11 protein-coding genes are annotated in these 13,316 nt (G+C 72.6%); 9 read left to right on the top strand and 2 right to left on the bottom strand.

Annotated features, from left to right (window positions below; translation table 11 throughout):
- The first annotated feature begins 67 nt into the window (after positions 1-67).
- The 3 genes from BKA18_RS31290 (at position 68) to ssgD (ending at position 2,982) form a co-directional block, all read left to right on the top strand.
- On the top strand, positions 68-586 hold the full coding sequence (locus tag BKA18_RS31290; protein WP_040899723.1) for a PH domain-containing protein: 519 nt from the start codon (positions 68-70) through the stop codon (positions 584-586).
- A complete protein-coding gene (locus BKA18_RS31285) occupies positions 583-2,241 on the top strand; it encodes a PH domain-containing protein (RefSeq protein WP_366044657.1) in 1,659 nt (552 codons plus the stop codon). Before BKA18_RS31290 ends, BKA18_RS31285 begins: the two co-directional genes overlap by 4 nt.
- A gap of 327 nt (positions 2,242-2,568) precedes the next feature.
- A complete protein-coding gene (gene ssgD, locus BKA18_RS31280; RefSeq protein WP_096212098.1) occupies positions 2,569-2,982 on the top strand; it encodes a spore wall synthesis regulator SsgD in 414 nt (137 codons plus the stop codon).
- A 160-nt stretch (positions 2,983-3,142) separates the two neighbouring features.
- Here the strand turns inward: ssgD and BKA18_RS31275 are convergent, their stop codons facing one another.
- Complete coding sequence (locus BKA18_RS31275) at positions 3,143-3,922, bottom strand: polysaccharide deacetylase family protein (protein ID WP_366044658.1); 780 nt, start codon at positions 3,920-3,922, stop codon at positions 3,143-3,145.
- Positions 3,923-4,073: 151 nt separating this feature from the next.
- Here BKA18_RS31275 and BKA18_RS31270 point away from each other — a divergent pair, with 151 nt between their 5' ends.
- The 4 genes from BKA18_RS31270 to BKA18_RS31255 all read left to right on the top strand — a co-directional run bounded on the left by BKA18_RS31270 (position 4,074) and on the right by BKA18_RS31255 (position 7,589).
- A complete protein-coding gene (locus tag BKA18_RS31270; RefSeq protein WP_006602068.1) occupies positions 4,074-4,781 on the top strand; it encodes a response regulator transcription factor in 708 nt (235 codons plus the stop codon).
- Positions 4,778-6,367, top strand: coding sequence for an ATP-binding protein (locus BKA18_RS31265; RefSeq protein ID WP_366044659.1), 1,590 nt, complete (start codon positions 4,778-4,780; stop codon positions 6,365-6,367). The genes BKA18_RS31270 and BKA18_RS31265 overlap by 4 nt, the downstream gene beginning before the upstream one ends.
- Positions 6,364-7,023 carry a hypothetical protein gene (locus BKA18_RS31260; protein WP_366044660.1) on the top strand — a complete coding sequence of 220 codons (660 nt, stop codon included), beginning with the start codon at positions 6,364-6,366 and terminating at the stop codon, positions 7,021-7,023. The genes BKA18_RS31265 and BKA18_RS31260 overlap by 4 nt, the downstream gene beginning before the upstream one ends.
- Positions 7,024-7,187: 164 nt before the next feature.
- Positions 7,188-7,589 carry a DnaJ family domain-containing protein gene (locus BKA18_RS31255; protein WP_366044661.1) on the top strand — a complete coding sequence of 134 codons (402 nt, stop codon included), beginning with the start codon at positions 7,188-7,190 and terminating at the stop codon, positions 7,587-7,589.
- Positions 7,590-7,661: 72 nt separating this feature from the next.
- On the opposite strand, the gene BKA18_RS31250 is transcribed toward BKA18_RS31255, so the two are convergent.
- Positions 7,662-8,942 (bottom strand): DUF5005 domain-containing protein, encoded by a 1,281-nt coding sequence (locus BKA18_RS31250; RefSeq protein WP_366044663.1) that lies wholly within the window; start codon positions 8,940-8,942, stop codon positions 7,662-7,664.
- Positions 8,943-9,195: 253 nt separating this feature from the next.
- Here BKA18_RS31250 and BKA18_RS31245 point away from each other — a divergent pair, with 253 nt between their 5' ends.
- Together BKA18_RS31245 and scpA are read left to right on the top strand one after the other, a co-directional pair.
- Positions 9,196-11,079 carry a methylmalonyl-CoA mutase family protein gene (locus BKA18_RS31245; protein ID WP_366044664.1) on the top strand — a complete coding sequence of 628 codons (1,884 nt, stop codon included), beginning with the start codon at positions 9,196-9,198 and terminating at the stop codon, positions 11,077-11,079.
- The gene (gene scpA / locus BKA18_RS31240) at positions 11,079-13,310 is read left to right on the top strand and encodes a methylmalonyl-CoA mutase (protein WP_366044665.1); all 2,232 of its coding nucleotides are present in this window, start codon (positions 11,079-11,081) and stop codon (positions 13,308-13,310) included. The genes BKA18_RS31245 and scpA overlap by 1 nt, the downstream gene beginning before the upstream one ends.
- The last annotated feature ends 6 nt before the right edge of the window (positions 13,311-13,316 follow it).

Genomic DNA, 13,316 nt, shown 5'->3' with positions numbered 1-13,316 from the left:
ACAAGTCGCTTGTACCGTTATAACGTACCGGCACTTAATACGCTTGACTTGGAAACCGGTGACCTTCATGCCCGAGCACGCCGCCGCGCTGCTACGCCCACCCCGCCACCGCGTCGATCCCCGGGCCCGCCGCTGGTGGACGCTTCAGGCGCTGCTGACCCTCAGCGGCCCGATGCTGCTCGTCGCGCTCACCATGGCGGTGCTCTCCCTCCTCTTCTTTCCCGGCGCGCTGCCGTGGCTGGGGCCGTTGCTGCTGGTCGTGCTCGTGGTGCCGGCCGTGAGCTATCTCCTCGTCATGCCGCGGTGGCGGTACGCGGTGCACGCATGGGAGCTGGGCGAGCGGGCGGTCTACGCGGCGGGCGGCTGGTTCTGGCAGAAGCGGCGGATCGCGCCGCTGAGCCGGGTGCAGACGGTGGACACCGTGCGCGGCCCCCTTCAGCGGCGGTACGGGCTGGCCACCGTGACCGTCACCACCGCCTCGACGGCGGGTGACATCAAGATCGCGGGACTGTCCGACGCGGACGCCGAGGAGCTGTCCCGGCGGATCGGCGAGGCCGCGCAGGATGTGCCGGGTGATGCGGCATGAGCGCTCCGCTGGGCCCCGAGGCGCCCGGAACGCACGCCGGCGCAGAGCATGCGACCCAAGGCAGCGGCGGGACCGCGGAGTGGCGGCGGCTGGATCCGCGCACCCTTCTGGTGCACTGCGGCTGGCTGGCCGCCCCGCTGGGTTCGCTGGCACTGACGGCGCTGGCCACCGGGGGCCGGATCACCGCCAAGGCCTGGTTCACCCTCGCCGCCCTCGCCGTGGCGTTCGCCGTGGTGACCACGATCGGCCTGATCCGCTGGGCACGTACGGAGTTCCGGATCGCCGAGCCCGGGAGCCGTGACGACGGCATGGCGGGCGGCGCCGGCGGTGGCCGCGGGAGCGCCGCGCTCACCTTCGATGTCCGCAGCGGGCTGCTGACCCGGCGGCTGCGCAGTGTGCCGCTGCACCGGATCCGCACCGTCGATCTGACGGCTTCGCCACTGCACCGGCTGCTGGGGGTCACCGTGCTGCGGGCGGGCACGGCGGGCTCGGGGGACGGCAGCAAGGAGCTGTCGCTGGAGGCGCTCGCGGTCCCCGAAGCGGAACGGCTGCGTGCGGAGCTGCTGGCGTACGCCGATGCCGAGGCGGCCACGAACGACCCGGTGGTGGCGCGCATCAACTGGCGTTGGCTGCGGTACGCGCCGCTCACCTTCTGGGTCATCGGCGGGGTGTTCGTGGTGGCCGGATCGGCCTACCGGGTGCTGGACGGCATCGGCATCGAGCCCTGGAAACTCGGCTTCGTCCAGCGGGCGTTCACCGAACTCGGCGCCGGCGCGCTCTGGCTGACGGTCCCGGCGGTGCTGCTGGCCGTCCTCGCCCTCGGCTCGGTCGGCGCCGTGGTGCTGTACGTCGAGAACTGGTGGAACTACTGCCTGGAGTGGACCGACGCCCGCACGCTGCGGGTGCGCCGCGGACTGTTCACCACGCGCGCCGTCACCCTCGAACGGGCCCGGCTGCGCGGGGTGTTGCTGCGCGAACCGCTGCTGCTGCGGGCCGGCGGCGGGGCGATGGTGCGGGCGGTGGCCGGTGGTCTGGGCAACCGGGAGGAGAACCGCAAGCGCAGTGGTCTGCTGCCGCCGGCGCCCCGCACGGAGGCGCTCCGGGTGGCGGGCGGCACCCTGCGGGCGCCGTTCCCCGGCAGCGGTGCACCGGTCGCGCTGGCGCCGCACCCCCGCGTCGCCCTGCGCCGGCGCCGGGTGCGTGGCCTGCTGTTCGCGGTGCTGCCCGGCACCACCGTCCTCGCCGGTCTCGGTGCGGCGTTCACGCCCGTCCTGCTGCACTGCGCCTGGATCTACGCGGCGCTCACCACGGCGCTGGTGCTGTGGCTGGCCCGGGACGCGTACCGCAGTCTGGGGCACGGCGTGGACGGCCCGTATCTGGTCACCCGCTCGGGCACCTTCAGCCGTGACACCCTCGCCCTCCAGCGCGAGGCCATCGCCGCCTGGACGTTCACGACCTCGCCCTTCACCCGCCGGGCCGGCCTCGTCGCGCTCACCGCCGCGGTCGCGGCCGGCGAGGACGGGTATCGCATCCCGGACCTCGCGGCCACCGAGGCCGCCGGCTTCGCCGCGGCGGCGGCCCCGGGGATCGTGGAGGAGTTCTTGGTGCACCCCGGGGAGCCGGGGCACCCCGTTCCGGAACAGCGGTTGTCCTGAGGGGCGTGCGGTGGGTCAGGGCCGGGCGGGCCCTGGCCCACCGGGAGAGTTCATCCGCGGCGCACACGGTCGTCCCGGGTGCGCGGCCCGCTGGCGTCGCGCCGTCCCGGATGCGCGGCCCTTGCGTCGCCCCGGATCCGCGGCACGGCACCATCAGAAGATCCACGGCACGGCGCCCTCGCCTCCCATCCCGAACCCGGACCCCAGGTCAATTGGCCGTCTCCATGAGATACCTCACACACCCGTCGCGTGCACGGCGGGAGCGGGCACACCGTCCTACTGGATGAGCCTTTACCCGTGATTCGACAGCCGTGAGGGAGCAGCGCGATGCACCGCGTCATCGACCAAGCCGTCCAGGTCCGCCTCATCGCCACCGCTCCCTCCACCCACGCCGCGCCCGCAGTGCTGCACTACCAGGCCGCGGACCCGCTGGCGGTGCGGATGTCGTTCCCGGCGGAGATCTCGCTGGACGGCACCGCGGTGGACTGGGCGTTCGCCCGTGAGCTGCTGGACGAGGGGCTGCGCAGGCCCGCCGGCCGGGGCGATGTGCGGGTGCGGCCGTCCGGTCCGGAGCGGACCGTGATGGAGTTTCATTCGGACGAGGGCATCGCCATGGTCCAGTTGCAGACCTCGGACGTCCGGCGGTTCCTCGCCCGCTCCTACCGGGCCGTGCCCGCCGGCAGCGAGCCGGCGTTCCTCGGCATGGAGCGTGACCTCGCGGAGCTGTTCGGCGCGGCGTGAGACGGCGGGACCAACGGCCCTGCCCAACGACCCTGCCCAACGACCCTGTCCAACGGCCCATCCGACCCATCCACCGCCTCCGGCCCCTTCAGCACCGAGGGCCGGACACCCCGAGGTGTCCGGCCCGATGTGTCTTCGGTGCTGCTGCGCTGCCTGCCTCTCAGCGCTGGGGGAAGCCGAACCCGAAGCCCTGACTCTGCATCCACGGCAGCAGCCGGTTCAGGGAGTCGACGGTCCGGGAGCGGTCGCCGCCGCCATCGTGGAACAGGACCGTCGGGCCCGACCGGGTGGGGAGTTCACCGCGCACGGTCGACTCGATCCTCTCGACCGTGCCGCCCTCGAAGTCCTTGCTGTCGATGTTCCAGCCCAGCGGGCGCATGCCCTGGTCCGCGGCCAGCTTGCGGCTGTAGGGGGTGAAGGCGCCGCCGGGAGCGCGGTAGTACTCGACCTGCGCACCGCCCGCCGCCTTTTCGATCATCTTCTGGGCGTCGAGTATCTGCTGCGACTGGTAGCTCTGCGGCTTCTTGTCCATGGCGGTGTTGTGGCTGACGGTGTGGTCGCAGAGCTTGTGCCCCGCGGCCACCACCTTCTTGACCAGGTCCGGGTGCGCCTCGGCCTGCGGGCCGATCATGCAGAAGACCGCTTTGACGTTGTACCTCTTCAACACCTCTAGCACCTTCGGGGTCCACACCGGGTCCGGGCCGTCGTCGATGGTGATGTTCAGGCTGCGGCCGGGGCGGTCCGAGGAGTGGGCTATGGAGGAGTCGACCGGGGCCGCCGCCCGCTTCGCCTTCTGCTGGCCGGACCCGACGCCCTCCGCCTCTGCTTTGGACGGGCCTCCGACATTGGAGAAGGCAAGTGCCCCCGCGACCACGACGGATACCACCGCCGCCGCGGTCACTCCGATGATGCCGCTCTCAACTCCGAAGCGCCTCGCCATTCCCGATCCCGTTCCCTCGTCACCGTGCTCGTGTCCGTAGCGGTCGGCGGCGGGTGCTGTGCACGCCGCCTCGCACCACGACAGATGCACCGGGGGCCGGGGAGGCTGCTCCTGTTACGGATCCATCATGAAACTTATTGATACTGGACCCATGCCACGTGTACTTCTGATCGAGGACGACGCCGCCGTACGGGACGGGGTGTCCCTCGCGCTACGGCGGCGCGGCCACGAAGTGGCGGCCGCGGCCAGCGGCGAGGAGGGCCTCGACGTGCTGCCGGCCTTCCGCCCGGACATCGTGCTGCTGGATCTGATGCTCCCCGGCAAGGACGGCTTCCAGGTCTGCCGGCTGATCCGGGCCGAGCGGCAGCTGCCGATCATCATGCTCACCGCGCGGGGCGACGATCTGGACGTGGTGCTCGGACTGGAGGCGGGGGCCGACGACTACATCGTCAAACCGGCCCGCGGCGAGGTCCTCGAAGCACGCATCCGTGCGGTGCTGCGCCGTACCGCGCTTCCCACCGACGGGGCGCCGGCCGCCGCCGAGCCGGGCCCCGCCCCCGTCGAGACCTACGGCGAACTGGCCATAGACCGGGCCGGTCTGGTCGTGGGCAAGGCCGGCAAGGACCTGCCGCTGGCTCCCTCGGAGATGAAGCTGCTGCTGTTCCTGTCCGCCACCCCGGGGCAGGTCTTCAGCCGCCAGCAGTTGCTGGAGCAGGTGTGGGAGCACAGCTACCACGGCGATGCGCGACTGGTGGACGCCTGTGTCATGCGGCTGCGGACGAAAATAGAGGACACCCCGCGCAGCCCGCGTTACGTCCAGACCGTGCGCGGCTTCGGTTACCGCTTCGGTCCCCTGTGAAGCGCGCGGGCCGCCGGGTACCGACCGGCACACTGCTGCGTGGCCTGCGGGCCCGCCTCGTCGTCGGATTTCTGGTGGTGGCCGTCCTCAGTGCGCTGACCACCGCGCTGCTGACCTACCAGGAGGCCCGTAACGCCATCCTCCAGCGCTCCCAGGACACGGCCGTCAACGACCTGCGTGCGCAGGTCAATTCGCTGGCCCCCGAGCTGCCGGTCCCGCCGTCCGAGGCCGACCTGGACTTCTTCCGGCTCCAGCTGGAGCGCTCGGGCAAGTCACGGGACTGGGACATCTCGGTGCACTACCGCGGGGTGCGGGACACCGAAGGCAGTCTGCGGGGCGGCTTCGAGGTACCGACCGGCCTCAAGGAGTCCGTGGAGAAGCGGCATGTGCCGGCCTTCCAGCGGGTGAACCGCGGCGGGGATCCCTGGCTGCTGATCGGGATGCCGGTACGGGAGTCCGACAACCGGGCCTCCGCGCTGTCCGTCTACGCCCAGCTGCCGCTGAGCGCCGAGGAGTCCAATGTCGAGGCGCTGGTGAGCGCCGCGCAACGGGGCGTGGTGCCGGTGCTGGTGCTGACCGTGGTCCTGGCGCTGCTCGCCGCGCGCGGGGTGCTGCGGCCGGTCCGCGGTCTGCGGCAGGCAGCCGGGCGGATCGCCGAGGGCAAGCTGGACACCCGGCTGGAGGTCAAGGGCGCCGACGAACTCGCCGAGCTGTCGCGGACCTTCAACGACATGGCGGCCCGGCTGGAGGAGAGCATGGCCGAGCTGCGCCGTCTGGAGTCCAACTCCCGGCGGTTCGCGGCCGATGTCTCGCACGAGCTGCGGACACCGCTGGCGGCGATGACCGCGGTGACCGATGTGCTCGACGAGGACGCCGAGTCCCTCGACCCCGACACCGCCTCCGCGGTCCGGCTGATCAGCCAGGAGACCGGGAAGCTGGCGCGGATGGTGGAGGACCTGATGGAGGTGTCACGGTTCGACGCGGGGGCCGCGGCGCTCCATCTGGACGAGGTGGACGTCGCCGAGACCATCCGCAAGACGCTGCAGGCCAGGGCCTGGCAGCAACGGGTGACCGCGGAGCTGCCGGCGGACGTACGGGCCCGGCTCGATCCTCGGCGGCTCGATGTGGTGGTCGCCAATCTGGTCGGCAACGCCCTGCATCACGGCGGTGAGCCGGTCCGGGTGCTGCTGCACGCCCCGCAGCCGGGCGCGGACCGGCTGCGGATCGAGATCTCCGACAGCGGCCCCGGCATCGACCCCGAGGTGCTGCCGCATGTCTTCGACCGCTTCTACAAGGCGGACTCCGCCCGCGCCCGCTCGGAGGGCAGCGGCCTGGGGCTGGCCATCGCGCAGGAGAACATCCGGCTGCACGGCGGCACCCTGCGCGCCGCCAATTCCCCCGGGGGCGGTGCGGTGTTCACCGTAGAGCTGCCGCTGCGCCAGGAGGAGGCGGGCGAGCCGGCCGACGAGGAAGGCTCCGGTCCGCCGGACGACGGATGGGCGGCCGCGGAGCCGGCCATGGAGCCGGCCGTGGACGACGACCGGGACGGCGCACGTCCCGCGGCCGGGAAGGCGAACCCCGTATGAGCACCCCCTCCGTCCGAAACGTCCTGCGTGCGCTGCGTGCCCGCCGGCATCTGCCGGGCGTCGTGCTCGCCGGGGTCCTCGCCGGGGTCCTCCCCGGTGCGCTGGCCGGCTGCGGTATCGCGCCCACCGATGTCATCGACGCCGGCGAGCCCGCCACCGGTGTGAAGTCGCCGGGCCAGCCCGAGGCCGATGTCCTGCTGTTCTTCTACGGTCCCAACGGGCTGCGCTCCGCGACCCGGCCGGCGAAGGAACCGGCGGATCCGGAGCAGGCCATCCAACTGCTGCGGATGGGGCCGAACCACGCCGAGCGGATGCGCGGTCTGTCCAGCGTGCTGCCGAACTTTCCCGGCCGGCTGACCGCCGACACCAGCGACGGCAACGTCGTGATCACCCTGCCGATGAATGCCAAGCTGCTGGATTCCGCCTCGCTCAACCAGCTGGTGTGCACCGCGGCCAACGCCCGGGTGCCCGGGAACAAGCCGCCGGGCCGGGTGCCGGTGACCCTCGTGGGCCAGTCCGTCCGCGTCGGCCCGATGGTGTGCGGCGGCAACAACGCCTTCCCGGTCGTCGAGCCGAGCCCGTCCGGCACCCAGCAGTCCGGCCCGGATTCGAGCGACACCGGCTCGGTGGGCGGGACATCGGGCCCGGCGGGCTGATCCGCCGGGCCCGGCCCGTACCCGCCCGGGCGGCGGGAGCCGTCCGGCTCGCGGACCGTCCGCACGGCTCCGGCCCCGCGTTACGGTGAAGACAGGCATCCGCCTTCCCCGCACGCCGGACGGAGCGGACCGGCCGGCGCCTGAATCCTCGGGAGACGCAGACCATGACCGAGCGCAAACCCCCTGGTGTGAGCTTCGAGACCTGGGTCGACCGGCAAATCCGCGAGGCGGCCGAGCGGGGCGCCTTCGACGGGCTCACGGGAGCCGGCAAGCCCCTCCCCCACCTTGACCAGCCGTACGACGAGATGTGGTGGATCAAGGAGAAGATGAGCCGCGAGCACCTCTCCTGTCTGCCGCCGAGCCTGGTCCTGCGCAAGGAGGCCGAGGACGCCCGGAAGGCCGCGGCCGCGGCGCCCAGCGAGGCGGCGCTGCGCCGCATCCTGTCCGAGATCAATGAGCGGATCCGCGCGGCACTCCGGGCGCCCCTCGACGGACCGCCACTGAACCTCGTCCCGTTCGACATCGACGAGGAGGCACTCAACTGGCGTCGGGAACACGGGAATTGAGACCGGCTCCGGAGGGACCCGCCGGCGGGGGAACGGAGCACGCCGGGCGCGGGTGCACGGCATGCCGGGCCGTCACCACGGCGCATCCGGCGCCAGCCGTACCCGCAGGAACCGCGGCCGGTACAGCTCCACGTCGCCGTTGATCCGGGGGCCGGGCGGGACGCCGGGCGGGCCGAGCCAGTTGATGTCGTAGCTGAGCAGCAGCCCGCCGTCCGCGGTGAAGGCGGGGTGCGCCTGCGGGTTGTAGACGGCGACGTACTGCGGGTCGGCGGCGGGCGGACGGGGTGGGGTGAGACGGCCGTGCGGACCGTGCCAGGGGCCCTGCGGTGCGCAGGACCAGTAGCTGGTGAGCGCCCGCAGCCCGGCCGTGCCGTCGCCGCCGGTGTCCATGGTGATCAGCACCCAGGCCGGGCCGTCGCGCACGACGGTGAAGGCGCTGCCGACGCCGCGCCGGCCACCGCCCCGCAGCACCGGCCGGGCCCGTCCGGCCCGCCGCTGCCAGCGGGCGCCGTCCCAGAACCGCCAGCCACCGCGGTCCGCCAGCCGCCCGGCCGGCACCCGTGCGAGGAAGGCGCTGGAGGCCGGCGAGGACGGCGGGTCGTCGCCGCCGAAGACATAGGTCCAGCCGCCGTCGCGGACCGCCGCCGTGCCGTAGAGGACCCGCCGTCCCGGGTCCGGGACGGCGGTCTGGTCCACGGTCTCCGTGATGCCCTCCAGATGCAGTCCGGGCAGCGAGAGCGTGGCGACCTCGGTGCCGCGCGGCTCGCCGAAGATCCACGGCCCGGTGCCGGGGGCGCGGCGCCACAGCAGGACGCGGACGACCTTCCGGGTGGCGCCGGGCACCCGGGGCTCCACGCGCGCACCGACCGGCCAGCGCAGGCCGCCGCCCGGCGGGTCGGGGAAGAACGGCCCGGGAGCGGCCGCCGTCCCGCCGGTCAGGGTGCGCTCCGGCCGACCCGAACGGGCCATCACCACGGCGGAGTTGTGCCGCAGGAGGGGCGCGGCGCCCGTGCCGGAGGTGCGCCGGTGGTGGCCTTCCCCGTGCGGGCCGGGCGGTTCATGGATCCGGTCGAGGAAGGTGTCGGAGAACAGCCAGAGGGTGCGGCCGTCGGGGAGGCGCACCGAGTGGGTACCGTCGCCGCCGGTCCAGTCGTCCAGCCGGGTGTTGTCATTGCCATAACGGGCGAAATCCGCCGTATGCCGGACATCGGCGGACCAGGAGGCGATCCGGCGTCCGGTGCAGTCCGGGCGGGAGCCGGGGGCGGTGTCCTGTGACAGCGGCCACCCGAGCCCTGCGGTGAGCAGAAGCAGTCCGGCGACGGTGGTGGCGCGGATCGGCGGCGCCCGGAACATCGCGCTCCTCTGGGGAGATCCCCCTGCTCCTCAAGCGCTCGGGGGAGGGTGCAGCGCCCACCGTAGTGAAGCGGGCGCATGCGCCGGGGCAGGCGCGTCCGGTACCGGAAAACAGGACGGGGCACGATACGGGCGACCCGTCCCACCTGCCCGTTCTCGCGCAAAAACAGGAAGAACCACTAAGGGTCAACGAGTGCAACGTCACAGCCGGAGACCCTGCTCCAGCTAACGGTCGTTCGCCTAGCCTGCTGCCATGACCGCCGAGTCCCCCGAACTCCCCCTGGCCGCCGCCTTCCCGGATGCCGACCGAGAGCAGTGGCAGCGCCTCGTCGAAGGTGTGCTGCGCAAATCGGGCGTCACCGAGGCGTCCGGCGCCGCCGCCGAGGACGCGCTCGCCACCGACCTCCAGGACGGCATCCGCATCCGCCCGCTCTACACCGCCGAGGACGGTGCGGCCGCCCCGGGCCACCCGGGCTTCCCCCCGTTCGTACGGGCCGGCCGGCCCGAGGGCACCACCGTCGCCGGGTGGGACGTACGCCAACGCCATGTCCACACCGATCCGCGGCGGGCCAACGAATCGGTCCTGGCCGACCTGGAGAACGGTGTCAGCTCGGTCTGGCTGGCCGTCGGGGACGGCGGGGTGCCGGTGTCCGGTCTGGAGCAGGCGCTGCAGGGCGTCTACCTGGACCTGGCCGCGGTGGTCCTGGACGCGGGTGCCGATTTCGCGGCGGCCGCCGAGGAGTTGCTGCGGCTCTACACCGCGTCCGGCGCACCGCTCGGCGAGGCGACCGGCTGCCTGGGCGCCGATCCGCTCGGACTGCTGGCCCGGACCGGTGACGATGCCAAGCTGCGCCTCCAGCTGGAGTCCGCCGCCCGGCTGGCCGAGCGCTGCACCGCCGAGGCGCCGGGCCTGCGGGCACTGGCGGTCGACGCGCTGCCGTACCACGAGGCGGGCGGCTCGGCCGCCGAGGAACTGGGCACCTCACTGGCCACCGGCGTCGGCTATCTGCGGCAGCTGACGGGAGCCGGCCTCGGCATCGACGACGCCTGCCGGCAGCTGGAGTTCCGCTATGCCGCCACCGCGGACCAGTTCCTGACCATCGCCAAACTGCGCGCGGCCCGCCGGCTGTGGGCGCGGGTCGCCGAGGTGTGCGGCGCGTCGCCCGCCGCGGCCGCGCAGCGCCAGCACGCCGTCACCTCCACGGTGATGATGACCCGTCGTGACCCCTGGGTGAACATGCTGCGCACCACGGTCGCCGGGCTGTCCGCCGGGGTGGGCGGCGCGGAGGCGGTGACGGTGCTGCCGTTCGATGCCGCGCTGGGCCTGCCCGACGCGTTCGCCCGGCGGATCGCCCGGAACACCCAGTCCGTGCTGCTGGAGGAGTCGCACCTGTCGAAGGTCATCGACCCGGCGGGCGGCTCCTGGTACGTGGAGAGCCTCACCGACGAGCTGGCCCGCGCCGCTTGGGCGTGGTTCCAGGAGATCGAGGGCGCGGGCGGCCAGGCGGCGGCGCTGCGCTCCGGGATGATCGCCGACCGGCTGGCCGAGACCTGGCAGCGCCGCACCGACGACCTCGCCCGCCGGCGTGAACCGATCACCGGCGTCAGCGAGTTCCCCCATCTCGCCGAGCCCCCGGTACACCGCGAGCCGGCGCCCGCGCCGATCGGCGGCGGGCTGCCGCGGGTGCGCCGGGACGACGCGTACGAGCGGCTGCGCTCGCGCTCCGACGCCCATCTGGCGGCGAGCGGCGCCCGGCCGAAGGTCTTTCTGGCCGCGCTGGGCCCGGTGGCGGCACACACCGCGCGGCTGTCCTTCGCCGCCAACCTGTTCCAGGCGGGCGGCATCGAGACGGTCCAGGAACCCGGGCCGGTGGATGCGGAGTCGGTGGCCGAGGCGTTCGCCCGCAGCGGCGCGCGGACCGCGTGTCTGTGTGCGAGCGATGCGGTGTACGGCGAGCAGGCGGCGGCCGTGGCGGCCGCGCTGAAGTCGGCGGGTGCGGTGCGGGTGCATCTGGCCGGCAAGCCGGGCGAGCGCCGCGAAGAATTCACCGCGGCCGGTGTGGACTCCTTCGTCTTCGCCGGCTGCGACGCGGTCGAGGTGCTGTCCTCGGCCCTTGATGTCATGGAGGTGGCGTGATGCCAGAGACGACGCAACAGGCCGGCGCCATCCCGGACTTCAGCACGGTCGAGCTGGGGGAACCGGACGCGGCGCACGGCGCGGGCGACGGCGCGCAGTGGGCCGAGGCCGTCGAGCAGGCCACGGGTAAGGGCGTCGCGGACCTGACGTGGGAGACGCCGGAGGGCATCGACGTCAAGCCGCTCTACACCAAGGCGGACGTCGACGGGCTGGACTTCCTGGGGACGTACCCGGGGATCACGCCGTATCTGCGCGGCCCGTACCCGACGATGTACGTCAACCAGCCCTGGACCATCCGGCAGTACGCCGGCTTCTCCACCGCCGAGGAGTCCAACGCCTTCTACCGCCGCAACCTCGCGGCCGGCCAGAAAGGCCTGTCGGTCGCCTTCGACCTGCCGACCCACCGCGGTTACGACAGCGACCACCCGCGGGTCACCGGTGACGTCGGGATGGCGGGCGTCGCCATCGACTCGATCTACGACATGCGGCAGCTCTTCGAGGGCATCCCGCTGGACAAGATGACCGTGTCGATGACGATGAACGGCGCGGTGCTGCCCGTGCTGGCGCTGTACATCGTGGCGGCGGAGGAACAGGGCGTACCGCCCGAGAAGCTGGCCGGGACCATTCAGAACGACATCCTCAAGGAGTTCATGGTCCGCAACACCTACATCTATCCGCCGCAGCCCTCGATGCGGATCATCTCCGACATCTTCGCGTACACCTCGCAGAAGATGCCGCGCTACAACTCCATCTCGATCTCCGGCTACCACATCCAGGAGGCGGGTGCGACGGCCGACCTGGAGCTGGCGTACACCCTCGCCGACGGGGTCGAGTACCTGCGCGCGGGCCTGGCGGCCGGTATGGACGTGGACTCCTTCGCACCGCGTCTCTCCTTCTTCTGGGCGATCGGCATGAACTTCTTCATGGAGATCGCCAAGCTCCGCGCGGCCCGGCTGCTGTGGGCGCGGCTCGTCCAGCGCTTCGATCCCAAGAACCCCAAGTCCCTCTCCCTGCGGACCCATTCGCAGACCTCGGGCTGGTCGCTGACCGCGCAGGACGTGTTCAACAACGTCACGCGGACGTGTGTGGAGGCGATGGCGGCGACCCAGGGCCACACCCAGTCGCTGCACACCAACGCCCTGGACGAGGCGCTGGCGCTGCCCACCGACTTCTCCGCCCGGATCGCCCGCAACACCCAGCTGTTCCTGCAGCAGGAGTCGGGCACCTGCCGGGTCATCGACCCGTGGGGCGGCAGCGCCTACGTCGAGAAGCTCACCCACGATCTGGCCCGGCGCGCCTGGCAGCACATCGAGGAGGTCGAGGAGGCCGGCGGCATGGCCAAGGCCATCGACGCGGGCATCCCGAAGCTGCGGGTGGAAGAGGCCGCGGCCCGGACCCAGGCGCGGATCGACTCCGGGCGGCAGGCGCTGATCGGCGTCAACAAGTACCGGGTGGAGACCGACGAGGAGATCGAGGTCCTCAAGGTCGACAACTCCTCGGTGCGCGCCCAGCAGATCGAGAAGCTCAAGCGGCTGCGTGCCGAGCGCGACGAGCAGGCCTGCCAGGAAGCGCTGCGGGCGCTGACCGCGGCGGCCAAGTCCGGTCCCGGCGAGGGGCTGGAGGGCAATCTGCTGGCGCTGGCGGTGGACGCGGCCCGCGCGATGGCGACCGTCGGTGAGATCTCGGACGCACTGGAGTCGGTCTACGGGCGGCACTCCGGCCAGATCCGTACGATCTCCGGTGTGTACCGAGACGAAGCGGGCCCCTCCTCCGGTGTCGAGCGCACCCGGTCGCTGGTGGCCGAGTTCGAGCGCGCCGAGGGCCGCCGCCCGCGCATCCTGGTGGCCAAGATGGGCCAGGACGGCCATGACCGCGGCCAGAAGGTGATCGCCACGGCCTTTGCCGACCTGGGCTTCGACGTCGATGTCGGCCCGCTGTTCCAGACCCCGGCCGAGGTGGCCCGCCAGGCCGTGGAGGCGGACGTCCATATCGTCGGGGTCTCCTCCCTGGCGGCCGGCCATCTGACGCTGGTGCCGGCGCTGAAGGAAGCACTGGCCGCGGAGGACCGGGAGGACATCACCATCGTGGTGGGCGGCGTGATCCCGCCGCAGGACGTGCAGCCGCTGCGCGACATGGGCGCCGCCGCGGTCTTCCTGCCCGGCACGGTCATTCCGGAGGCCGCCCACGATCTGGTGCGGGACCTGGCAGCGGTCCTCGGCCACGAGCTCTGAGCGGGG

Source organism: Streptomyces auratus, assembly GCF_050433025.1.
In the GTDB taxonomy this organism is placed as follows: domain Bacteria; phylum Actinomycetota; class Actinomycetes; order Streptomycetales; family Streptomycetaceae; genus Streptomyces; species Streptomyces sioyaensis.
The sequence above is the reverse complement of the archived record's forward strand: the minus strand, read 5'-3'. Positions and strand labels throughout refer to the sequence as shown.

What these genes read in the sequence shown, in the direction of transcription:
- BKA18_RS31285 (WP_366044657.1), top strand. Translation starts at nt 583, where the DNA reads ATGAGCGCTCCGCTGGGCCCCGAGGCGCCCGGAACGCACGCCGGCGCA.
- BKA18_RS31270 (WP_006602068.1), top strand. Translation starts at nt 4,074, where the DNA reads ATGCCACGTGTACTTCTGATCGAGGACGACGCCGCCGTACGGGACGGG.
- BKA18_RS31255 (WP_366044661.1), top strand. Translation starts at nt 7,188, where the DNA reads ATGACCGAGCGCAAACCCCCTGGTGTGAGCTTCGAGACCTGGGTCGAC.
- ssgD (WP_096212098.1), top strand. Translation starts at nt 2,569, where the DNA reads ATGCACCGCGTCATCGACCAAGCCGTCCAGGTCCGCCTCATCGCCACC.
- BKA18_RS31260 (WP_366044660.1), top strand. Translation starts at nt 6,364, where the DNA reads ATGAGCACCCCCTCCGTCCGAAACGTCCTGCGTGCGCTGCGTGCCCGC.
- BKA18_RS31245 (WP_366044664.1), top strand. Translation starts at nt 9,196, where the DNA reads ATGACCGCCGAGTCCCCCGAACTCCCCCTGGCCGCCGCCTTCCCGGAT.
- BKA18_RS31290 (WP_040899723.1), top strand. Translation starts at nt 68, where the DNA reads ATGCCCGAGCACGCCGCCGCGCTGCTACGCCCACCCCGCCACCGCGTC.
- scpA (WP_366044665.1), top strand. Translation starts at nt 11,079, where the DNA reads ATGCCAGAGACGACGCAACAGGCCGGCGCCATCCCGGACTTCAGCACG.
- BKA18_RS31250 (WP_366044663.1), bottom strand. Translation starts at nt 8,942, where the DNA reads ATGTTCCGGGCGCCGCCGATCCGCGCCACCACCGTCGCCGGACTGCTT.
- BKA18_RS31275 (WP_366044658.1), bottom strand. Translation starts at nt 3,922, where the DNA reads ATGGCGAGGCGCTTCGGAGTTGAGAGCGGCATCATCGGAGTGACCGCG.